Genomic DNA, 21467 nt, shown 5'->3' with positions numbered 1-21467 from the left:
GTTGTGCCTTTGAATGTCTCTTGGTGTTGACAAGATTGACGACAATGGATTTGTGTCGATGAGTGTTCTCCCAAGATTGGGATTTCCGGTCTCTGCAGGGGAGCGAGACGGAATTCCATTCTTCAATATTGATGCACGTGAGTTGGTCGCTAAGGGCATCCGTTTGCGAGATCAGCAGACTCTTATTGTCAGCGGTGTAATGTCCGAAAGGCAGACTGAAAGTGTTACGAAGTGGCCCATTTTGGGAGACCTGCCGTTAATCGGTAGCCTTTTTAGGGGGTCGTCTTCCACAAGAACAAAAGAAGAGCTTGTGATTGTCGTCACCCCATATATTTTAAATGATGATCAAGGTGGAGCATATGGCTATGGCTATGGCTATGTCCCAGGGACCCAACAGGTCAGGACAGTTTTAGGCGCTGGTTATCGCTAAACTCGGCCTAAGGTGAAATCAGTCGTAGAGCAAGTGGCGCAAGTGTTTGAAAAGCTTTAATTGTCCCTGAGATGGCCACTGAACCGATTCCATTGCCTTGATGTGAGCTTTCGTCCGCAGGTGCATCAACGTTTTTACTGGCCAGCTCTAGTTGCTTAGATTTGATTAAATCTCCATTGTTTTTGAAGAGCTGGCTTGCATATTTTAAATCTTGTGATGCTCGTTTGTTGTCGCCGAGTTCTCCTCGACACAGCCCCCGGGCGACCCAACTCAATGGTTCGCTTGGCGCTACGGCAAGCGCGCTACTGAACAGCTCTTCAGCTCGTTTCCATTGGCTTTGTTCTGCAGCTGCGACGCCGGCATTGTGGAGAGATGCATGGCTGAGCACATCTTTTGCAATCCCTTGGGCCCCCTGCCAGTGAGTCTGTTCGAGAGCCCCGTCATCGAGCTGAGCTCCACTGAGGTCGGCATGGCGCAGGTCTGTTCCGTAAAGCGTGCTGCCCCTCAGATCAGCGCCGCGCAGGGAAGCCCCCCGGAGGTTGGTGAACTGCAGGTTGCTCTTCCGCAGATCTGCTCCGTCAAGGCGTGCCTGTCCGAGGTTGGCGCGTTGTAGTTGGGCACGCTGAAGGTCGGCATCGCGGAGGTCGGCGTGGACAAGATCCAGATCTGCAAGGTGACAGTCCGGACAATTTCGTTGCTGCAGCAAAACAATTAGGTCGTCTGCTCGTGCCGCCAATGGTGCAGCGAGGAGCAGTGTGAACAGCAGCACTCGGGCTGGCATCGGCAGTGGGCCACTCTGGTGATGTCTCTGCGTTCTATCGGGAGTCGGGATGGGCGTCGACCTACGCCATGGCGGCAACCGCGAAGTAGCCGCCGCAAGGTTGAACTGCAGGCCATCGCAGTTACTGGATGCCAGTGCCTCCCTTACTCCCTGGAGCCCGAGCTGCTCCCGTATCCCCCTAGTTGCCATCCGCGACTACCCCGATCGTGGTCAGACGTCCCTCCGCCAGGCGATGGCGGGCTTGCATGGCGTGGATCCTGATGCTGTGCTTCCTGGCAACGGGGCAGCTGAGTTGTTCACCTGGGCGGCGCGCGACGCTGCTGCTGCTGGCGTCAGTGCGCTTCTCGCTCCCGGGTTCGCCGACTACCGGCGGGCTTTGAAGTGTTGGAACGCTTCTCGGATCGACGGGTCCTTGGCATTGACCTGGGATCACGCCGGCCCGCTGGTGCATCCCGCCCTGAAGGGGGCTGTGTTGTGGATCTGCAATCCCCACAACCCCACCGGTCAGCTCTGGAGCCGTGCCTCGTTGGAGCCGCTGTTGGAGCGCTATGCACTGGTGATCTGCGATGAGGCGTTCCTGCCCCTGGTCCCCAATGGCGAACAGCAGTCGCTGATTCCGTTGGTGGCCGACCACTCCAATCTGGTGGTGATCCGCAGCCTCACCAAGCTGTATGGCATCGCCGGGCTTCGGCTGGGTTACGCCGTTGCGCACCCGCAGCGGCTGCAGCGTTGGTCTGAGTGGCGGGATCCCTGGCCTGTGAATGGCATCGCTTTGGCTGTTGGCGAAAGGTTGTTGGCATCGCCTCGGCGTTACCGCCGTTGGTGTGAGCGGGTTCAGCGTTGGGTGGCCATAGAAGGCGCCTGGATGCAGCAGCAGTTAGCGGCGCTGCCTGGCATCACCCCCATGCCGTCGGCGGTGAATTACCTGCTGATTCGCGCCAACAGCTCCCTGGTGCCGTTGCGGGAAGCGATGGAGCAGCGGTATCGCATCCTTCTTCGCGATTGCCGCTCCTTCGAGGGCTTGGGTGAAACCTGGCTACGGATCGGGTTGCAATCTCGCCGCAACAACCGCCGCATCGTCAGGGCGTTGCGTGAGGAGTTGCAGCGCAACCCTCTGACTTGACTCAGTTCACCAGCGTCTGAAGCAAGGCAGCCAGTTGCCGCTCGGCATCCCGTTCCGCCAGGGCCTGCATGCCTTCACGCATCTGGGCCAGGGGATCGGAGGCAGCATTGGTTGGCCCCAGCCGTGCTGCCAGGAGCCTTTGAACAGTGTTCAACAACACGGGCTGATCCGGCTGGTGTTGATGCACGATCACGGCAGCACCCAGAGACGCGGCGCAGGCGGCATTGGCCTCCTGATGTTGATCTGCCGCCTGCGGGAACGGCACCAGCACGCTGGGAGTCCCGCAAACCGCTAGTTCACTGAGGCTGCCGGCCCCCGCGCGGCTGATGGCCAGGTCGGCATGTTGCAGCAGCCCGGGAATCTCGTCGCTGAAGCGGCGTTCCACCAGCTGTGGATGCTGCAGCTGCTCGATGTCGGGATCGTTGTCGCCGGTGAGGTGCACCACCCGGCAGCCCTGCTCCAACAGGGCCGGCACCGCAGCACGCACCATGCGGTTCAAGCCCACCGCGCCTTGACTGCCGCCCATCACCAGCAACAGTGGGCCTTCGCCCGAGGGGACCCAGGCCGGCAAGGGTTGCGCTGCCAGGAAGCTGGAACGCACTGGCGTGCCGGTCAGTACCGGCTGGCTGCCGGGGATGCGCTTGGCGGCAGCGGGGAGGCCAATGGCCACGGCGCTGCAGAAGCGACCCAGCAACCGCGTGACGCGCCCCGGGATGGCATTGGATTCATGCAGCACCACGGGAATGCCGCACCAGCGCGCCGCAAGGATCGCCGGGGCAGCGATGTAGCCGCCGGTGGTGAAGACCACATCGATCGCGTTCCGGCGGATCACCCGCCGCACGCTGACGCTGGCCAGCAACAGACGCAGCAGCTGCAGCAACTTGGTCAGCCCACGCCCCTGCAGGCCGCCGGCGTTCACGCACACCAAGCCAAAGCGTTCGGGCACCAGGCGCGTTTCGAGTCGATCGGGCACCCCAAGCCAGCGCACGGGCCACTGGTCTTCAACGGCTTCTGCAACAGCCAGAGCTGGAAAGAGATGGCCGCCGGTGCCGCTGGCAGCAATCAGAAGCCGGGTCATCGCGTCGGCCGTCTCCGCTCACCACGCCTAACTTAATTGGGTTGTTGCGTTCCGGCCCGTGCGTCGTTTCCTGGGAGCCACGCTGGTGTCGGCCATAGCGCTGGTGCTATCTCCGGTCCATGCCCTTGAGCAGCCCGGTCGTGAGGGCAGTGCGGTGGAGAGCTTCAGCTCGCGTCTGCAAACGGTGTTGAACAGCAGCGGTCCTGCGAGTGGTGCCCCTACGGCGTTCGACACGGTGGCCAGCGTTGAGCTGCAGCCCGTATTGGCCCAGCGCTATCAGCGATTTCGTCAGGATTTCCCTGAGGTCACCTGGCAGGTGGAGCCTGCAGAGCCAACGCCGGATGGCCGTCAGACCCTCACCTTGAGGGTGCGTGGTGCAGCCGAATCCGAGGGGCTGAACTACGCCTTGGAAGCCTCGGAGCAGATTGCGATTCGTCTGGAGGGGGGGCAGCTGGTGGAGCAAGAACTGTTGGCACAGCAGTCGTTGCTGCGCAGCGGTGAACGCCCGTTGGCCGTCAACGTCTCGATCCCCGATGTGGTGCTGACCGGCAGTCGCTACGACATTGATCTGGTGGTTGAAGAGCCGCTGGGCCAGGCACTGGTGGCGGGCGGCTTGCTCGACCTCACCGATGAGCAGTTGTCGGCTCAGATTCGCCCCAATCTGCCGCTGGCGCCTTTGGGTGGTGGTGGCTTGTTCAAGAGCGTTCAGGCACCACAGCAACCTGGTTCACAAACTTGGGCCGTGATGCTGGTGCATCCCGATGGGGTGGTGACGGCCACCAAGCGGGTGCGCGTGGTCAGCAGCCATTAGCTCTCTCCCATCGCAGGGTTCCAGCGATGCAGAGCCGACACGTCCTCATCGCCATGGCCGCCGTTGATCAGATCGAGTTCCAGCTGTTCCACCAGCGTCGTCACGGGGAGATCCAGTTTGACTGCTCTGGCTGTGTCGAGGGCGATACCGAGATCCTTGCGATGCAGGCTGAGCCGGAAGCCGAGGGGGTAGCTGCCTTCAAGCATTGCGGTGCTGCGATGCTCCAGAGCCCAGGACCCGGCTGCTCCGTTTTTGAGGGCGTCGACCACCATTGGCATGGGTAGATCCAGGCGCTGGCCCAGGGCCACTGCCTCAGCCACGGCGGCATAGCTGCCGGCCACCAGCACCTGGTTCACCGCCTTAACCTGCTGCCCTCGTCCCACGCTGCCGAAGTGGTGGATGGAGGAGCCGATCACCTCGAGAATCGGCCGAACACGCTCGAGCGGCTCGGTGGCTCCTCCAACCAGCACTGTGAGGCTGCCGCGTTTGGCGCCCTCCGTGCCGCCGGTGACCGGGGCATCCAGGTAATGGACGTTCTGGCGTGCCAGGCGCTCCGCACAGCGTTCGGCTGTGGCGGGAGCAATGGTGGAGCAATCCAGCACCACGCTGCCGGTGGTGAGTTGTGACGCAGCTCCGTGGGGTCCGAACAAGACCTCCTCAACGGCTTCGTCGTCGCTGACGCACAGAAGAAGAACGTCAACGCCGGCGCTGGCCTCGGCTGGGCTGGAACATCGAGTTGCACCCTCGAGCTCTGGCCTGGTTTCGGCTTTGCGGCTGCGGGTGTGCACCCTCAGCCGCAAGCCGGCGCGGTGCAGGTTGATTGCCATCGGCAAGCCGAGCGCTCCTAGCCCCACGAAGCCGAGGCTTAAGTCAGATCTGGTCATGACTCATGGCAGACCATTCAGATCCTGATTGATAAGTGTCACCAGAATGGATGCATTGCGAAGGCTTCATCCATGCGCATCTCCAACGCTTCTCTGGCTCTGGCTGCACTGATGGCAGCACCGGTCATGACGATGGCCCCATCGGCAATGGCTGGGCGGGATCAGTCCCCCGAGCAGAGCCAGGTTCTATTCCAGGCCCGTAAGACCTGGTTCAAAGACAACTACCAGCGTCGACTGGAGCTCCTGCAAAGCCATCAGCTCTGTGTTGATTCGGCAGCATCCGCGAATGCGATCAAGACGTGTCGTAAGGACATGAAAAAAGCCCGGAAGTCCCTCAAGCAGGACTACCGGGCATACGTGAACAAAGTGCGGAATCAGCTGGGGCTTCCGGCGCGCACCGGCAAGAAGCGCGATGCCAAAGGCAGGAAGCTCCAGGCCTGAACGTCTGATCAGGCGGCGTCGAGGGCAGCCACACCAGGCAGCACCTTGCCTTCCAGCAGTTCAAGGCTGGCGCCGCCACCGGTGGAGATGTGAGACATCTTCTCGGCCAGGCCAGCCTTCTCAACGGCTGCAACGGAGTCACCGCCGCCGATGATCGTGCAGCAGCCCTTGCCGCTCAGGTCCGCCAGGGTGGTGGCGATGGCGTTGGTGCCAGCAGCGAACTTGTCGAACTCGAACACGCCCATGGGGCCGTTCCAGATCACGGTCTGGCAATCCGCCAGGGCGTCCTGGAACACCTTGATCGAGTCGGGGCCGATGTCGAGGCCCATCCAGCCATCAGGGATGGCGTTGATGTCAGCGATCTGACTGTTGGCGTCGGGGGCGAAGTTGTCGGCCAGCATCACATCGGTAGGAAGCAGCAGCTGCACGCCCTTGGCCTTGGCCTTGGCTTCCAGCTCCTTGGCCAGTTCCAGCTTGTCCTCTTCCACCAGGCTCTTGCCCACTGAGAGGCCGCGGGCCTTGTAGAAGGTGAAGATCATGCCGCCGCCGATCAGCACCTTGTCGCACTTGTCGATCAGGGCCTCGAGCACGCCGATCTTGGAGCTCACCTTGGAGCCACCGACGATGGCGGCCAAGGGACGCTTGGGCTCGTCGACAGCACCCTGCAGGTACTGAAGCTCCTTCTCCATCAAGAAGCCGGCGACGGAGGGCTTGAGGAACTTGGTCACGCCTTCGGTGGAGGCATGGGCACGGTGGGCGGCGCCGAAGGCGTCGTTCACATACACGTCAGCCAGACCAGCCAGTTTCTCGGCGAAGCCTGCTTCGTTCTTCTCTTCTTCAGCGAAGAAGCGAACGTTCTCCAGCAGCACCACATCGCCGTTGGCCATAGCGCCCACCTTGGCTTCGGCATCAGGGCCGATGCAGCTGTCGGTCTTGGTTACGGATTTGCCCAGCAGTTCGCTCAGGCGAGCCGCCACGGGGGTCAGGCGCATGGCGTCGTTGACCTGGCCCTTGGGACGGCCGAAGTGAGCAGAAAGGATCACCTTGGCGCCCTTGCTGATCAGGTCTTTGATCGTGGGCAGGGCGGCACGGATGCGGGTGTCGTCGGTGATCGCACCGGCATCGTTCAGGGGCACGTTGAAGTCAACCCGCACGAGAACGCGTTTGCCGCTCAGGTCGCCGGCTTGGAGGCTGGCCAGGGAACGCTTCGCCATAGGGTTGTCTCGTGCGGTAAGAAAACGGGGTGACATTAACCCGTGTGAAGGGCGATAGCGCCGGCGAGTTCAATGTGAATGTGTTTCAGCGGGCCACCTGTTCTGTGCGTTTGCGTTTGTGAGCACCCCAACGATTCAGTGGTACCCCGGCCACATCGCGAAGGCGGAGCAGCAGCTCAAACGCCATCTCGACAAGGTGGATCTGGTGATTGAGGTCCGCGATGCCCGGATTCCTCTTGCCACAGGTCACCCCCATCTCAACCGCTGGCTGAAGGGCAAGCAGCACCTCTTGGTGATCAATCGGCGTGACATGGTCACAGCGGCCGCCAAGGAGGCCTGGGAGGCCTGGTTCAAGGCCCAGAGTCAGAAGACGGTTTGGTGTGATGCCAAGGCCGGTACTGGGGTGAAGCAGGTGCAGCAGGCCGCGATCCGTGCCGGAGATCAGCTCAACGAACGCCGTCGCAACCGGGGCATGCGGCCCAGGCCGGTGCGGGCCCTCACCCTCGGATTTCCCAACGTGGGCAAGTCCGCATTGATCAATCGTTTGGTGAGGCAGAAGGTGGTGGCCAGTGCCCGGCGGGCGGGGGTGACGCGAACCCTGCGCTGGGTGCGGCTGGGGCAAGACCTGGATCTCCTTGATGCACCAGGGGTTCTGCCCCCCCGGCTCGATAACCAGCAAGCGGCCCTGCGGCTCGCCCTTTGTGACGACATCGGCCAGGCCGCCTACGACGGTGAACTGGTGGCTCAGGCCTTTCTGCAGCTGTTGATTGATGCCGAATCGCAGGCCGCAGCCGGAGTGACGCTCCCGCTCCTGCAGGAGCGTTATGGCATTCCATTGAGCGGTGAAACGGCGGACCCCGCCCTTTGGCTGGAGGCCGCAGCGTCCCGCCACACCTCTGGGGAAACAGCGCGCATGGCCCAGCGGCTGCTGGATGATTTCCGTAAATCGGCCCTCGGCAGCATCGCCCTGGAGCTGCCGGCATGAGTCCGCAGTGGAAGCGTCCTCCGCTGCCGGAAGAGACCTTTACCGATCGCTTTGGGGAGGGTGAGGGAGAGCTGCTCACGCTGACGTATCCCAAACCGCTGCCGATGCGGCTGGACCGTTGGCTGGTCAGTCAGCGCACGGAGCAGAGCAGAGCCCGGATTCAGAAGTTCATCGACGCGGGGTATGTGCGCGTCAACGGCAAGACCGGCAAGGCCAAAACACCGTTGCGTCAGGGCGACGAAGTGCAGCTGTGGATGCCGCCCCCGGAACCGTTGCCTTATCTCAAGCCAGAGCCGATGGATCTGGATGTGCTGTTTGAAGACGATCATCTGATCGTGCTCAACAAGCCCGCAGGTCTGACGGTGCACCCGGCACCGGGCAACAAGGACGGCACCTTGGTGAATGGTCTGCTGCATCACTGCCCGGATCTGCCTGGGATCAGCGGCAAGCTGCGCCCGGGGATTGTCCACCGTCTCGACAAAGACACCACCGGCTGCATCGTGATCGCCAAGAGCCAGGAGGCCCTGGTGCGGTTGCAGGTTCAGATCCAGAAACGGATCGCTTCCCGTGAGTACTTCGCCGTTGTCCACGGTGTGCCCGACGGCGACTCCGGCTCGATCGTCGGCGCCATCGGTCGTCATCCGGTGGATCGCAAGAAGTACGCCGTGGTGAGCACTGAAAACGGTCGTTACGCCTGCACCCACTGGACCCTGGTGGAGCGTCTCGGGGACTACTCACTTCTGCGGTTCAAGCTCGACACCGGGCGGACCCATCAGATTCGCGTCCACTGCGCCCACATCAATCACCCCGTGGTGGGGGATCCCACCTACAGCCGCTGCCGCAAATTGCCGATCGAACTGCCCGGCCAAGCGCTGCATGCCGTGCAGTTGGGGCTGGACCATCCAATCAGTCGCGAACGGATGGTGTTTGAGGCACCCCTCCCGCCTGTGTTGGAGAAGTTATTGGGGGTGTTGCGGCGGCGCGCCGCGTCGGGTTGATGGGGAGAGTTGCAGGTTTAGTGGCGCACTCGACAAGTGCTGAATCCGCTTTTTTATGGTGAATAATCCACAGGCCGATCGATGGTCATACGGGTTCGTTGCAACAGAACTTGGGTCTCCGCTTTGATCCGTTCCGTGCGCCGTGAGGTGCTTCCTGCTGCCTTGCGCCGGCACCTGATCGTGGTTGACCTTTCACAGACTGCCTGAGTTCAGCGGGGCAGCCTTGGGCAGGCCTCCACCAGCGTCTGGCTGATCGGTGCCTGAGGTGCGCTGAAGATCCGGTCCCCTGGGCCCTCCTCAACCACCTTTCCCTTGTCCAGCACCATCACCCGGTGACAGAACCCACTGGCCACCGAGAGGTCGTGGGTGATGAACACGATCGCAAGGCCCAGCTCCTGCTGCAGCTCCCTCAGTAAGCCCAGAACATCCGCCTGCACTTCCGCATCAAGCATGCTGACGCTCTCATCGCAGATCAGCACCTTGGGCTTCAAGGCCAGGGCGCGCGCGATCGCCACCCGCTGTTGCTGGCCACCGGAGAGCTGCTTTGGCAGGCGCTCCTGAAACTGTTCTGCCGGGCTGAGTCCGACCCGTTCCAGTAGGCGTCGGGCTTCCTCCCGGGCTGCAGCTTTGGAGCAGATGCCATGGATCAGCAATGGATCGGCGATGGCATCAGCCACCTGCAGGGCGGGGTTCAGGCAGGCCAGAGGGTCTTGAAACACCATCTGAAGGGCCCGACGGGCTGACCGCAGCGCTTCTCCGCGGAGGCTCAGCAGAGCCTGGCCGAGCAGGTCGACCCGTCCGCCGCGGATGGGATTGAGCCCCATCAAGGCCCGGCAGAGGGTGCTTTTGCCACAGCCGGATGCTCCGACAACTCCCAGGCTTTCCCCGGCCCTGAGCTCGAAACTCACCCCATCCACTGCCTTAAGCCAGACAGGAGACCAAGGCGCGCCACCCACGGCATGCCAGCAGCGCAGTTCCTCCACCTTCAGCACGCTGCTGTTGTCAGGACGCGCCGGCGACCTCCCACCTTCCCGGGCCTGTGCTGCGGCGACCAGGCGTTGCCCCACGGACGACTTCGGCCTGGTGAGCAGCTGATGGCTGGGGCCGTCCTCCACCTTGCGTCCGTTGTCGAGCATCGCCATGCGGTCGCACCAGCGGGCGGCCATGGCCAGGTCATGGCTGATCAGCAGCAAGGCACTGCCCAGTTCTTTGCAGAGACCGCTGAGCTCCGCCATCACCTGCCCTGCTACAGCCACATCCAGGCTGGTGGTGGGTTCATCGGCGATCAGCAGCGGCGGTTCCAGGGCAATCGCCAGGGCAATGGCCAGGCGTTGTCGCATGCCACCGCTGAGCTCATGGGGGTAGGCGCGGAAGCGGTTGGCACCGATGCCCACCCGCTCCAGCAGCTCTCGGGCCCGTTCTTGGTGGGCCGTGTTGCTGGTGTCAGGCCGGTGGGCCTTGAGGGTGTCGATCAGATGTCCCCCCACGGTCATCAGCGGATTCATCCGCGTCATCGGGTCCTGGAACACCAGACCCACCGCCTCACCGCGCAGCTGTCGCAACTGCGGTCGCCTGAGCTGGCGTGGATCCTGGCCGGTTAAGTCCAGCCGTCCTTCACAGACGGTTCCCCGCGGCAGCAGCTGCATCACGGCGCGGGCCACGGTGCTTTTACCGCATCCGGAAGATCCCACCAAGGCCAGGGTCTCCCCGGGCTCGAGGCTCAAATTCAGCCCATCCAGCGTCCAGCACTCACTGCCGGGGTAGCGCAGTCGCAGCTGTTCGAGTTCCAGAACAGGCCGGCCCATGAACAGTGCGGCAGGAAAGACGGGAGGTCCTGCACTGAATACCATGGATTGATCCGCTGGGTCGGATGCTCAACGCCGCCTCAACACCCAAAGAGCCCCGAACCAGCACTGGTTCGGCTGCGGTGGCGTGTGTGTTGCCAGAAGTCCGGCGCCATCCCATCCGCCATCCGGATGACTACGACATCTCTCTGCCGGACTGGTTGAGGGAGTGCATCGCCAATGTGCCGCCCGGCATCGGTCAGAGCTGCCCTACGGATTCCGAGGCGCTGCTGGTGTCGGCCTTCGATTTCGGTTTTCAGCTCCATGAGGGACAGTTCCGGGCCAGTGGTGACCCCTACATCGTTCATCCGGTGGCGGTGGCGGATCTGTTGCGGGATATCGGCGCCAGTGCCCCCGTGATTGCTGCTGGGTTCCTCCATGACGTGGTCGAGGACACCGACGTCACCCCCGATCAGATCGAGCAGTACTTCGGTTCAGAGGTGCGTGAACTGGTGGAGGGTGTCACCAAGCTCGGCGGAATTCACTTCAACGACCGCACGGAAGCTCAGGCGGAGAACCTGCGGCGGATGTTCCTGGCGATGGCCAGCGACATCCGCGTGGTGTTGGTGAAGCTGGCGGACCGGTTGCACAACATGCGCACCCTTGGTGCTCTGAAGGAGGAAAAGCGCCAGCGGATCGCCCGTGAAACGCGCGAGATCTATGCACCCCTCGCCAACCGGCTCGGCATTGGCCGCTTCAAGTGGGAGCTGGAGGATCTGGCGTTCAAATTGCTGGAACCGGAGGCCTTCCGTGAGATTCAAGAGGAGGTGGCGACCAAGCGCAGCGAGCGGGAGGAACGGCTCGGTGTCACGGTGGGGCTGCTGAATGAGCGGCTGGAACGAGCTGGCTTAGAGCACTGCGAGGTGACGGGTCGTCCCAAGCATCTCTATGGCATCTGGAGCAAGATGCAGCGTCAGCAGAAGGAGTTCAACGAGATCTACGACGTGGCGGCGTTGCGGATTCTCACCACCAATGTCGAAAGCTGTTATCGCGCGCTGGCGGTGGTTCACGACACCTTTCGTCCGATTCCTGGTCGGTTCAAGGACTACATCGGGTTGCCGAAACCCAATGGGTATCAATCCCTCCATACGGCGGTCATCGGTCGGCATCGCCCGATCGAAGTGCAGATCCGCACCCTTGAAATGCACCATGTGGCCGAATTCGGGATTGCGGCTCACTGGAAATACAAAGAAGGAGGCTCGCCGGCCAGCAGCAGCAGTGATGCGGAGCGGTTCAACTGGCTACGTCAGCTGGTGGATTGGCAACAGGAAGGCGGAAATGACGATCACAACGACTACCTCTCGTCGATCAAGGAAGACCTGTTTGACGAAGAGGTGTTCGTGTTCACACCGAAGGGTGATCTGCTCGGTTTGCGCAAGGGGGCAACCGCTGTCGACTTCGCCTATCGCATCCACTCCGAAGTGGGCGACCACTGCCATGGCGTCCGTATCAATGATCGGCTCTGCCCCCTGGCTACACCACTGCAAAACGGCGATTTCGTTCAGGTGCTCACCAGCAAGACGGCTCACCCCAGCCTGGATTGGTTGAACTTTGTGGCCACGCCGACGGCGCGTAATCGCATTCGTCAGTGGTACAAGCGCAGCCACCGTGATGAAACGATTGAGCGGGGTAAGGATCTGCTGGAGCGGGAGCTGGGGCGTGATGGCTTCGATGCCCTGCTGAACAGTGAGGCGATGCAGCGGGTGGCGCAACGTTGCAATGTGCCCACCACCGAGGATCTGCTGGCATCACTGGGGTTCGGTGATGTGACGCTGCAGCAAGCGCTCAACCGTCTGCGGGAGGAGATGCGCCTGCTGGCGGAACAGCAGCAGGCGCCGCCCAGCAATGAGGAGGTGGCGATGGCTCTGGTGCCATCGCGGGATGTCGCGCCGGATCGTTCTGGAGGCGAAGGGGCGATCCTGGGGCTGGAGGGATTGGATTACCGCCTAGGAGGCTGCTGCAGCCCGCTGCCGGGCGAATTGATCGTGGGCACGGTGGCCCTCGGCAACCACGGCATCACCATTCACCGGCAGGACTGCTCCAATGTGGAGACGATTCCGCGGGAACGGCGTCTGCCCGTGCGCTGGAACACCACCCACGCCGAACGGGAGAAGCAACGCTTCCCGGTGCAGCTGCGGATCGAAGTGATCGATCGCGTCGGCATCCTCAAGGACATCCTGATGCGTCTCTCCGATGGCGCCATCAACGTCAGTGATGCCAGGGTGACCACCGCAGCGGGCCGGCCCGCCCGCATTGATCTGCGGGTTGAGTTGGACGGTGCGGATCAGCTCAGCCGCACGATGGACCAGATCCGCTCGATGGCGGATGTGATCGGGATTGCTCGGGTGGGAACGGGTTAGCGACTGCTGCTCACCACAGGACGGGCCCCGCGCCGCACAAACAGGCGGTAGGCCATCCAGCCGCTGGCGATGGCCAGCACCATCCCCACAACGGTCGAGCCCAGCAGGATGCGTTGGGTGAAGTCCCAGCCCTGGGACCACAGGCTGCTGCGATTGAGCTCCGCCAGGTTGATCCCGCCTCGGCCAGGGCCCAGCAGCTGACAGCCCACCAGATAGTTGAACCAGTAGAGGGGCAGGTAGGTGAGGGGATTGCTCACCAGGGTGCCGGCGGCGGCGAGAAGGTGGTTACCACGCACCACGGTGGCGACGCCCACGCTGAGGAAAATCTGCAGCCCGAAGAAGGGGTAGCAGCCGCAGAACACGCCGGCGGCTAGGCCGCGGGCCCGTTGGGCTGGTGTTCCTTCCTGTTTCCACAGCCAGAGGACCCCGCGGCGCATCCGGAGGCGACTGAGGCGCAGCAACCGGCGCATGAACCCAGCGAAAGACGGCCGGATCTTAGGTATGGATCACCAGCAGCGATGGCTGTGCCCAGCACCGACACGATTGCGGCGGTGGCCACCGCAGTGGCTCCAGGCCAGGGCGGGATCGCCGTGATTCGTCTCTCCGGGCCTGATGCGGAAACGGCGGGGCGCACCGTTGTGCATTGCCCGGGCCGTCAGGAGTGGGGATCGCACCGGGTGGTGTATGGCCACGTGATCGATGGCGCAGGCCGGCGTCTTGATGAGGTGTTGGTGCTGCTGATGCGGGGCCCACGGAGCTTCACCGGGGAGGACGTGGTGGAGATCCATTGCCACGGCGGGGTGATCGCTGTTCAGCGGGTGCTCGAACAGGTGCTGGGGCAGCCGGGAGTTCGTCGGGCCCTGCCTGGCGAGTTCAGCCAGCGGGCGGTGCTCAACGGTCGGCTCGACCTCACTCGCGCCGAGGCGGTGAGTGAGCTGGTGGCGGCCCGCAGCCGCCGGGCGGCCGAGTTGGCGATGGCGGGCCTTGATGGCGGGATCCAGGCCCAGATCACAGATCTGCGGGAACGGCTGCTCGACCAGCTCACCGAGCTGGAGGCTCGGGTGGATTTCGAGGAGGATTTACCCCCTTTGGATGGCGATGCCTTGCTGCAGCAGCTGCAAGCTGTGCGCGTCGAGCTTGAGCAGCTGGTGCGGGATGGAGAGCGGGGAGATGCCCTGCGCCAGGGCCTACGCGTGGCCTTGGTGGGTCGCCCCAATGTCGGCAAGAGTTCCCTGCTCAATCGTCTGAGCCGCCGCGAGCGGGCGATCGTGACCGATCTTCCGGGCACTACCCGGGATCTGCTGGAGAGCGAGATCGTTCTGGAGGGGGTGCCGATCACCCTGCTCGACACCGCCGGCATCCGCAGCACCGACGATGCGGTGGAGCAGCTGGGCATTGCCCGCAGCGAGGAAGCACTGGCCACGGCGGATGTGGTGCTGTTGGTGCTGGATGGCCATGCGGGCTGGACCGCCGAAGATGCAGCCTTGTTGGCGCGCATTCCGGAGCAGATCCCCAGGATCCTGGTCGCCAACAAGGCGGATCTCCCTGCGGGTTTGTTCCCCCAGCCGGTGGATGTTCAGTTGTCTGCCTTGGAGGGCACGGGGGAGGCAGACCTGGTGCAGGCCCTGCTCGAGCGTTGTGGTGCGGCAGGAACCGACGGCATGTTGGTGGCGCTGAACCAACGTCAGCGTGATCTCGCCGCCCGGGCTGTCGAGGCCCTGGCCCGCAGCCAAGAGGTGGCAGCGCAGCAGCTGCCCTGGGACTTCTGGACCATCGACCTGCGCGAGGCGATCCGATCGTTGGGGGAGATCACCGGGGAAGAGCTCACCGAAGCGGTGCTGGATCGGGTGTTTTCGCGCTTCTGCATCGGAAAATAGATGCATCGGACTTCAGGAACCGTTTGGACTGGCAATCCCCGGCACTCACCGCTGCGTTGGAGACCTGGCTGGAGGAAGACATCGGTCGCGGTGATCTGACGGCTGCTGCGTTGAAGGGCCAGCAGGGTCAAGCCCATTGGGTCGCCAAACAGGCGGGGCGGTTCTGCGGTGGCCCGTTGGTGCAGCGCTTGTTTCAGCGCCTTGATCCTGGGGTGAGCGTGCATTTGCTGCGGGAGGACGGCGCCGCCGTCGCTGAGGGCGAATGCCTGCTGGAGCTGCAGGGACCTGCAACGGCTTTGGTGGCAGGAGAACGCACCGCCTTGAATCTGGCCATGCGCCTGTCGGGCATTGCCACAGCCACCGCTGATCTGGTGGCCCAACTCCAGGGCACGGGTGTTCGTCTTGCCGACACCCGCAAGACCACGCCTGGGCTTCGCGCGCTGGAGAAATACGCCGTGCGCTGTGGTGGGGGCATCAATCACCGCATGGGGCTTGATGACGCGGCCATGCTCAAGGAGAACCACATCGCCTGGGCGGGGGGCATCACAGCGGCCATCGCAGCCGTGCGCGAGCAGGCGCCTTGGCCCACGTCCGTGATTGTGGAAGCAGAGACCGACGTCCAAGCGCTGGAAGCGGTTCAGGCGGGCGCCAATGGGGTGCTGCTCGACGAGTTCACCCCTGAGCAGCTCAGTGCCCTGGTGCCTCGCCTGCGTGACTGCAGCACTAGTGGGGTGGTGCTTGAGGCCTCGGGCATTCAGCCCGAACAGCTGCAGGCCTACGCCGCCACCGGTATCGATCTGATCTCCACCAGTGCGCCGGTTACCCGCAGCCGCTGGCTCGATCTGAGTATGCGCTTTTCCTCTCCAGAGCGTTAACCCCCGTTGGAGAGAGGCGCCCAGGAAGGGCTGGTTTCCACCTGAAGCAGCAGCAGCATGGCGTCCTCCGATCCGACCGTCCACGACCGGTGACCTCGACCAGCGCGCGTGCCCTGGTCGCCTCCAAAAGACAGATCACCGGGCCCCATCGTCACGGTCTGTCCGTCCATGGTTTCAACGGCCCAGGAGCCCTGGAGCGGCACGATCCATTGGGGTTTCGGATTTTCATGCCAGTCGTAGATGCCTCCTGCAGGCAGCACCAGGGTGATGAGGGTGGTTGTTTCCGTGCCATGGCGGGTTGACCAAAGAGGAGCAGCACCAGCCGCGAAGTTGGCGAATTCATGGCCCTCCAAGGCATGCCGTGACTGCCTGCTGATGCCGTCGTCATCCACCCAGACGCGCCAGTAGGGAATCGTTGGTGATGCCATGACAGAGCTGTGATCGCTCCCTCGCTTTAGCGGTGGGGAGAGGGGGCGTGCCCCCGTTGACATTCCTCGGTTGACAGTGCCGCGGGATGATCGGGGGCTGACCTTGTCACCGCTGCCCTCCATGCTGCGCATCGCCCAGGCCCTCGAAACCCAGTTGCGCGGTGCCATGCAACGGGCCTTCCCTGAGGCGGAAGCGGTGCTGGATCCCCAGCTGGCACCGGCGAGCAAGCCGGAATTTGGCGACTTTCAAGCCAACGGTGCTCTGCCCCTGGCCAAGCCGCTGAAGCAGGCCCCACGGCAGATCGCCACGGCGATTGTGGAGCAGCTGCAGGCTGATACGGCCTTCACGGAACTGTGCCTGGAACCCCAGATCGCCGGGCCTGGTTTCATCAACCTCACGATTCGCCCGGAGCGGTTGGCGGCGGAGGTGTCGGTGCGGCTGGGGGACGAGCGGCTCGGCGTGCCGGCGGTGACGAACAAGGCACCGGTGGTGGTCGACTTCTCGAGCCCCAACATCGCCAAGGAGATGCATGTGGGGCATCTGCGCTCCACGATCATTGGCGATTCGCTGGCGCGGGTGCTGGAGTTCCGTGGCCATCCCGTGCTGCGCCTCAATCACGTGGGCGACTGGGGCACCCAGTTCGGCATGTTGATTACCCATCTCAAGCAGGTGGCGCCGGAAGCACTTGAGACCGCCGATGCGGTGGATCTCGGAGACCTAGTGGCCTTCTACCGCGAGGCCAAGAAGCGCTTCGATGACGATGAAGCCTTCCAGTCCACCTCCCGCGATGAGGTGGTGAAGCTGCAGGGGGGCGATCCGGTGTCGCTCAAGGCCTGGGGCCTGCTTTGCGATCAGTCGCGGCGTGAGTTCCAGAAGATCTACGACCGGCTCGACATTCGCCTGAGTGAGCGCGGTGAATCGTTTTACAACCCCTTCCTGCCGGCGGTGATTGATGGGTTGAAGTCCGCCGAGCTGTTGGTCACCGATGACGGCGCCCAGTGCGTGTTCCTCGAAGGCGTGCAGGGCAAGGACGGCAACCCCCTGCCGGTGATCGTGCAGAAGAGCGATGGCGGCTTCAACTACGCCACCACCGATCTGGCGGCAATCCGCTACCGCTTTGGTGCTGCTCCTGAGGGGGATGGTGCCCGCCGTGTGGTGTACGTCACCGATGCCGGCCAGGCGAACCATTTCGCCGGTGTGTTCCAGGTGGCCGAACGGGCCGGCTGGATCCCTGAAGGCGCTCGCCTCGAGCACGTGCCCTTTGGCTTGGTGCAGGGGGAAGACGGCAAGAAGCTCAAGACCCGCGCGGGCGACACGGTGCGACTCCGGGATCTGCTCGATGAAGCCGTCGAGCGCGCCGAGACCGATCTGCGCTCACGCCTGAAGGAGGAGGAGCGCAGCGAGTCGGAGGAGTTCATCCAGCATGTGGCGGGAACCGTGGGTTTGGCCGCGGTGAAATATGCCGACCTCAGCCAGAACCGGATCACCAACTACCAGTTCTCCTTCGATCGGATGCTGGCGTTGCAGGGCAACACGGCGCCCTATCTCCTTTATGCCGTGGTGCGCATCGCCGGCATCGCCCGCAAGGGTGGTGACCTTGCCGCCACCACCGCACAACTGCAGTTCAGTGAGCCCCAGGAGTGGGCCCTGGTGCGGGAGCTGCTCAAGTTCGACGCTGTGATCGCTGAGGTGGAGGAGGAGCTGCTGCCCAATCGTTTGTGCAGCTATCTGTTCGAGCTCAGCCAGGTGTTCAACCGCTTCTACGACCAGGTGCCGGTGCTCAAGGCAGATCCGGAAGCTCTGGCATCCCGCCTGGCCCTCTGTCGTTTGACGGCGGACACCCTCAGACTGGGGCTCGGACTGCTGGGCATCGCCACCCTGGACCGCATGTGAACGACAACATCCAACCGTTCACACCCGATGGCGCTCCTGCGGCCCGTGGTGCCGTTGAGCAGCTCAAGGCTTACAGCGCTCCGCTGGAGGGTCGCCGCACGATGTTGCGGCTGGATTTCAACGAAAACACGATTGGCCCCAGCCCCCTGGTGGCCCAGGCGCTGCGCAACTTCAGCACCGAAGAGATTGCCGTGTATCCGGAGTACGACGGCCTGCGGGAGGCGCTGCTCCAGAACCTGGTGGAGACCGGCTGTCGGCTGGGGTTGCAGGCTGATCAGGTGGGCCTGTTCAACGGTGTGGATGCCGCCATTCATGCCGTGTTTCAGGCCTATGGCGATGCCGGTGAGACGTTGCTGACGACAGTACCCACCTTCGGGTACTACAGCCCCTGCGCCGGGATGCAGGGCATGACGATCGAGGCGATCCCCTACCAAGGCGAGACGTTCGAGTTCCCCCTGGCCGCCATTCAGGAGGCATTGGCGGCTCGCACGCCGCGGTTGCTGTTGATCTGCAATCCGAACAATCCCACCGGCACGCGTTTGCCAGCGGATCAGGTGATCGCTTTGGCTGCCTCAGCCCCGGGCACCTTGGTGGTGGTGGATGAGTTGTATGAGGCCTTCACCGGAGACAGCGTCTTGCCGAGCGCTGATTTCATGGCCACACCGAACCTGCTGGTGTTCCGTTCCCTGGCCAAAACGGCTGGTTTGGCGGGGCTGCGCATCGGATTTGCCATCGGCCATGCCGATGTGGTCGATCGGGTCAGCCGCGTTACCGGCCCCTATGACGTCAACAGCGTGGCCGTGGCCGCGGCGTTCGCTGCCTTGGCGGATCAGTCGTATGTGGATGCCTACGTGGCCGAGGTGCTGCGGGCTCGCGATTGGACCCTGCAGGCGCTGCGGGATGCTGCCGTTCGCCACCACTGCGATGGCGGCAACTATCTGCTGATCTGGCCCCAGCGACCCGTTGATGCAGTTGATGCGGCGTTGCGCGAGGCGGGAATCCTGGTGCGCTCGATGGCGGGTAAGCCCCTGATTGATGGGTGCTTCAGGGTGAGTATCGGCACCACCAGCCAGATGCAGCGCTTCATGGAGGCGTTCCTCCCCCTGGAGCAATGAACCGTCTGTTGCTGCTGGCCACCGGCGGCACCATTGCCGGCTGTGCCGCCGACAGCACAACGCTGAACGATTACACCGCGGGCGTGCTCGGGGGTGATGCCCTGCTGGCGGCGGTGCCGCAGCTGCAGGACCTGGCGTCGATCGCGGTGGAGCAGGTCGCCAATGTCGACAGCGCCGATCTGCTGTTTGCGCATTGGCGCGCTCTGGTGGGGCGTATTCGTGATGCCTTTGCGGCGGACCCAGAGCTGGCAGGGGTGGTGATCACCCACGGCACCAACACGCTGGAGGAAACCGCCTGGCTGCTCCAACTGCTGATCGATGATCCCCGGCCGGTGGTGCTGGTGGGGGCGATGCGTCCGGCCACGGCTCTCAGTGCCGATGGCCCGTTGAATTTGTTGCAGGCGGTGCAGGTGGCCTTGAGCAGAGAAGCCCGCGGCCACGGCGTTTTGGTGGTGATGGATGGCCAGATCCATGGCGCTCGAGCTGTCACCAAGGTGGCCACTCAGGGGGTGGGGGCTTTTGCCAGTCTCGGCAGCGGGCCGTTGGGTTGGGTCGATGACGTTGGCGTTCACCTGCCAACGACGAGCGGATCCCGGCAGGTGCCCTTCGCTGGGCTCCCATTACCCGAGCGATGGCCCAAGGTGCCGATCGTTTACGGCTCTGTTGAGCCCGAGCTGCTCATGCTCACCGCTTGTCTTCAAGCGGGTGTTGCGGGCCTGGTGTTCACCGGCACTGGCGCCGGCCAGTTGTCGGCAGCGGAGCGTTCGGCCCTTCAGGCTTGGCCAGGGAAGCGGGCATTGATGTTGCGGGCAAACCGCTGCGGGTCTGGACCCGTGCACCACCATTACGAGGATGAACGGCTTGGGCTGCTGCCCGCAGGCAACCTCAATCCTCAGAAAGCGAGGGTGTTGTTGTTGCTTGCTGTGCTGGCGGGTTGGAACCGTGTTCAGCTGGCTGCGCTGATTACTGCATCACCGTGATCACGGTGGTGTCGTCGAGGCTGCCCGGCAGGGTTTGTGACCGGCCAACACGGCGCACAGCGGTTCCGCCCATGGCATCGAGGAAGGGCTGCACACCCTCCTGATCACACCCTTCGGGCGCGTCCCCGTTGACGTACTGCACTGGAATCACGCGTTTGGGGTTCAGCTGATTCACCACCGCCGCGGCTTCCTCGGCGTTGTAGATCTTGCTGCCACCGCCAACGCCGATGATCAGCACATCGGGGTTGCCCAGCAGCACCCGGTCGGCGGCGGTGAGCTCTCCAGCGGTGGCACCGAGGTGGGCAAAGCTGAGGCCCCCTTGCTGCCAGCGCCAGATGGTGGCATTGCCAAAGCGGCGTCCGCCCATCCGGTCGTGGGGGCTGGCAAAGCCCTCCAGGCTTAGGCCACCGATGCGATACGACCCCGGTTGTGCCAGAAAGCGGCCACCGGCGATGTCGCGGGCCCCTTCATCGGCCAGTTCTGAGTTGGCCAGAACAACGCCGGCCGTCAGCCGGGGTTCAGGAAGCCCTGCAGCACAACCGACTGCCTTGTAGGGGTTGAGCAGCACCGACTGGCCGCCGCCTTGGATCAGCAGGGCCCGTTGCCCGTAGCTGCTGATCGACACCCCACCGCCCGCCAAGGCTGGAGAGATCAGGCTCAGTGCCAGGCCTGCAGCGGCGGTCACAGCGGAACGCAGGACGGACATGGGCGGGAATGAACTTGCTCTGGACGCTAACAGCGTTATCCCTCGGCTTCCCGCAGGAAGTTGGCCAGCAGTTGGTGGCCTTGATCGGTCAGCACGCTTTCGGGATGGAACTGCACCCCCTGCAGGTGCTGATGCTCCCGGTGCCGCAGGCCCATGATCGTGCCGTCCTCAAGCCAGGCGGTCACCTCAAGGCAGTCCGGCAGGGTGTCGCGCTCGGCGATGAGGGAGTGGTAGCGGGTGGCCGTCAGCGGTTGGGGCAGGCCTGCGAACACGCCGTCGCCTTTGTGCAGCACAGGCGAGGTCTTGCCATGCATCTGCTGCTGGGCGCGTACCACCCGGCCGCCATGCACCTGGGCGATGGCCTGATGGCCCAGGCATACCCCCAGCGTGGGCACGGTTGCCGACAGCTCTTGGAGGATGTCCAGGCAGACGCCCGATTGATCGGGGTCCCCCGGGCCGGGCGACAACAAGATCGCGTCGGGGTTCAAGGCTCTGATCTGCTCAAGGCTGATGGCGTCATTGCGATGCACCTGCAGCTCCGCCGCCAGCGGATGCTGGGCGGCCAGCTCACCGAAGTACTGCACCAAGTTGAAGGTGAAGCTGTCGTAGTTGTCGATGACCAGCAGCATCTGCGTGCGAATCG

Annotated in this window: 21 protein-coding genes; 12 read left to right on the top strand and 9 right to left on the bottom strand. The window is 63.5% G+C overall.

Features of this window, described 5'->3' with window-relative positions; translation table 11 throughout:
* Nucleotides 1-13: 13 nt before the first annotated feature.
* Nucleotides 14-430 (top strand): type II and III secretion system protein, encoded by a 417-nt coding sequence (locus FZZ92_RS05205; RefSeq protein WP_226422737.1) that lies wholly within the window; start codon nucleotides 14-16, stop codon nucleotides 428-430.
* A 7-nt stretch (nucleotides 431-437) separates the two neighbouring features.
* On the opposite strand, the gene FZZ92_RS05200 is transcribed toward FZZ92_RS05205, so the two are convergent.
* On the bottom strand, nucleotides 438-1211 hold the full coding sequence (locus FZZ92_RS05200) for a pentapeptide repeat-containing protein (protein WP_226397430.1): 774 nt from the start codon (nucleotides 1209-1211) through the stop codon (nucleotides 438-440).
* A gap of 49 nt (nucleotides 1212-1260) precedes the next feature.
* On the opposite strand from FZZ92_RS05200, the gene FZZ92_RS05195 reads away from it, so the two are divergent.
* Complete coding sequence (locus FZZ92_RS05195) at nucleotides 1261-2334, top strand: threonine-phosphate decarboxylase (protein ID WP_226397429.1); 1074 nt, start codon at nucleotides 1261-1263, stop codon at nucleotides 2332-2334.
* Between the two features lies 1 nt (nucleotide 2335).
* On the opposite strand, the gene murG is transcribed toward FZZ92_RS05195, so the two are convergent.
* Nucleotides 2336-3412 carry an undecaprenyldiphospho-muramoylpentapeptide beta-N-acetylglucosaminyltransferase gene (gene murG / locus FZZ92_RS05190; protein ID WP_226422736.1) on the bottom strand — a complete coding sequence of 359 codons (1077 nt, stop codon included), beginning with the start codon at nucleotides 3410-3412 and terminating at the stop codon, nucleotides 2336-2338.
* Between the two features lie 58 nt (nucleotides 3413-3470).
* Between murG and FZZ92_RS05185 the strand changes: the two genes are divergently transcribed.
* The gene (locus FZZ92_RS05185; RefSeq protein WP_226422735.1) at nucleotides 3471-4223 is read left to right on the top strand and encodes a hypothetical protein; all 753 of its coding nucleotides are present in this window, start codon (nucleotides 3471-3473) and stop codon (nucleotides 4221-4223) included.
* Here the strand turns inward: FZZ92_RS05185 and FZZ92_RS05180 are convergent.
* Nucleotides 4220-5107 (bottom strand): NAD(P)-dependent oxidoreductase, encoded by an 888-nt coding sequence (locus FZZ92_RS05180; RefSeq protein WP_226397426.1) that lies wholly within the window; start codon nucleotides 5105-5107, stop codon nucleotides 4220-4222. The two genes, FZZ92_RS05185 and FZZ92_RS05180, sit on opposite strands and share 4 nt — an antisense overlap.
* 72 nt (nucleotides 5108-5179) lie before the next feature.
* On the opposite strand from FZZ92_RS05180, the gene FZZ92_RS05175 reads away from it, so the two are divergent.
* Nucleotides 5180-5548, top strand: a complete 369-nt coding sequence (locus tag FZZ92_RS05175; RefSeq protein ID WP_226422734.1) for a hypothetical protein — start codon at nucleotides 5180-5182, stop codon at nucleotides 5546-5548.
* An 8-nt stretch (nucleotides 5549-5556) separates the two neighbouring features.
* On the opposite strand, the gene pgk is transcribed toward FZZ92_RS05175, so the two are convergent.
* On the bottom strand, nucleotides 5557-6762 hold the full coding sequence (gene pgk, locus FZZ92_RS05170) for a phosphoglycerate kinase (RefSeq protein ID WP_226422733.1): 1206 nt from the start codon (nucleotides 6760-6762) through the stop codon (nucleotides 5557-5559).
* Nucleotides 6763-6880: 118 nt separating this feature from the next.
* Between pgk and ylqF the strand changes: the two genes are divergently transcribed.
* Together ylqF and FZZ92_RS05160 are read left to right on the top strand one after the other, a co-directional pair.
* Nucleotides 6881-7747 (top strand): ribosome biogenesis GTPase YlqF, encoded by an 867-nt coding sequence (gene ylqF, locus FZZ92_RS05165; RefSeq protein WP_226422732.1) that lies wholly within the window; start codon nucleotides 6881-6883, stop codon nucleotides 7745-7747.
* A complete protein-coding gene (locus FZZ92_RS05160; protein ID WP_226397422.1) occupies nucleotides 7744-8745 on the top strand; it encodes an RluA family pseudouridine synthase in 1002 nt (333 codons plus the stop codon). The genes ylqF and FZZ92_RS05160 overlap by 4 nt, the downstream gene beginning before the upstream one ends.
* A 209-nt stretch (nucleotides 8746-8954) precedes the next feature.
* Here FZZ92_RS05160 and FZZ92_RS05155 read toward each other — a convergent pair whose 3' ends face one another.
* On the bottom strand, nucleotides 8955-10595 hold the full coding sequence (locus FZZ92_RS05155; RefSeq protein ID WP_226397421.1) for an ABC transporter ATP-binding protein: 1641 nt from the start codon (nucleotides 10593-10595) through the stop codon (nucleotides 8955-8957).
* 20 nt (nucleotides 10596-10615) lie between these two features.
* Here FZZ92_RS05155 and FZZ92_RS05150 point away from each other — a divergent pair, with 20 nt between their 5' ends.
* Nucleotides 10616-12949, top strand: a complete 2334-nt coding sequence (locus tag FZZ92_RS05150; RefSeq protein WP_226397420.1) for a bifunctional (p)ppGpp synthetase/guanosine-3',5'-bis(diphosphate) 3'-pyrophosphohydrolase — start codon at nucleotides 10616-10618, stop codon at nucleotides 12947-12949.
* Here FZZ92_RS05150 and FZZ92_RS05145 read toward each other — a convergent pair.
* Entirely contained in the window at nucleotides 12946-13419 is a 474-nt protein-coding gene (locus FZZ92_RS05145; protein WP_226397419.1) for a DUF2062 domain-containing protein, read from the bottom strand. The two genes, FZZ92_RS05150 and FZZ92_RS05145, sit on opposite strands and share 4 nt — an antisense overlap.
* A 48-nt stretch (nucleotides 13420-13467) precedes the next feature.
* Between FZZ92_RS05145 and mnmE the strand changes: the two genes are divergently transcribed.
* Together mnmE and nadC are read left to right on the top strand one after the other, a co-directional pair.
* Complete coding sequence (mnmE, locus tag FZZ92_RS05140; RefSeq protein ID WP_226397418.1) at nucleotides 13468-14826, top strand: tRNA uridine-5-carboxymethylaminomethyl(34) synthesis GTPase MnmE; 1359 nt, start codon at nucleotides 13468-13470, stop codon at nucleotides 14824-14826.
* Nucleotides 14827-14849: 23 nt separating this feature from the next.
* Nucleotides 14850-15701 (top strand): carboxylating nicotinate-nucleotide diphosphorylase, encoded by an 852-nt coding sequence (gene nadC / locus FZZ92_RS05135; RefSeq protein WP_226397417.1) that lies wholly within the window; start codon nucleotides 14850-14852, stop codon nucleotides 15699-15701.
* Here nadC and FZZ92_RS05130 read toward each other — a convergent pair.
* On the bottom strand, nucleotides 15698-16129 hold the full coding sequence (locus tag FZZ92_RS05130; RefSeq protein WP_226397416.1) for a cupin domain-containing protein: 432 nt from the start codon (nucleotides 16127-16129) through the stop codon (nucleotides 15698-15700). The genes nadC and FZZ92_RS05130 overlap by 4 nt on opposite strands.
* Before the next feature lie 121 nt (nucleotides 16130-16250).
* Here FZZ92_RS05130 and argS point away from each other — a divergent pair, with 121 nt between their 5' ends.
* The 3 genes from argS to FZZ92_RS05115 are packed head-to-tail and all read left to right on the top strand — an operon-like array spanning nucleotide 16251 to nucleotide 20118.
* Nucleotides 16251-18023: an arginine--tRNA ligase gene (argS, locus tag FZZ92_RS05125; protein WP_226397564.1), complete on the top strand. Its 1773-nt coding sequence runs from the start codon at nucleotides 16251-16253 to the stop codon at nucleotides 18021-18023.
* Complete coding sequence (locus tag FZZ92_RS05120; protein ID WP_226397415.1) at nucleotides 18020-19138, top strand: histidinol-phosphate transaminase; 1119 nt, start codon at nucleotides 18020-18022, stop codon at nucleotides 19136-19138. The genes argS and FZZ92_RS05120 overlap by 4 nt, the downstream gene beginning before the upstream one ends.
* The gene (locus tag FZZ92_RS05115) at nucleotides 19135-20118 is read left to right on the top strand and encodes an asparaginase (RefSeq protein ID WP_226422731.1); all 984 of its coding nucleotides are present in this window, start codon (nucleotides 19135-19137) and stop codon (nucleotides 20116-20118) included. Before FZZ92_RS05120 ends, FZZ92_RS05115 begins: the two co-directional genes overlap by 4 nt.
* Here the strand turns inward: FZZ92_RS05115 and FZZ92_RS05110 are convergent.
* Together FZZ92_RS05110 and FZZ92_RS05105 are read right to left on the bottom strand one after the other, a co-directional pair.
* A complete protein-coding gene (locus FZZ92_RS05110; protein ID WP_226397413.1) occupies nucleotides 20102-20824 on the bottom strand; it encodes an MBL fold metallo-hydrolase in 723 nt (240 codons plus the stop codon). The two genes, FZZ92_RS05115 and FZZ92_RS05110, sit on opposite strands and share 17 nt — an antisense overlap.
* A 35-nt stretch (nucleotides 20825-20859) precedes the next feature.
* Nucleotides 20860-21453 (bottom strand): aminodeoxychorismate/anthranilate synthase component II, encoded by a 594-nt coding sequence (locus FZZ92_RS05105; protein ID WP_226397412.1) that lies wholly within the window; start codon nucleotides 21451-21453, stop codon nucleotides 20860-20862.
* Nucleotides 21454-21467 lie beyond the last annotated feature (14 nt).

Source organism: Synechococcus sp. MU1611, assembly GCF_020514255.1.
Classification (GTDB): domain Bacteria; phylum Cyanobacteriota; class Cyanobacteriia; order PCC-6307; family Cyanobiaceae; genus Parasynechococcus.
This window is presented reverse-complemented; position numbering and strand designations above follow the sequence as displayed.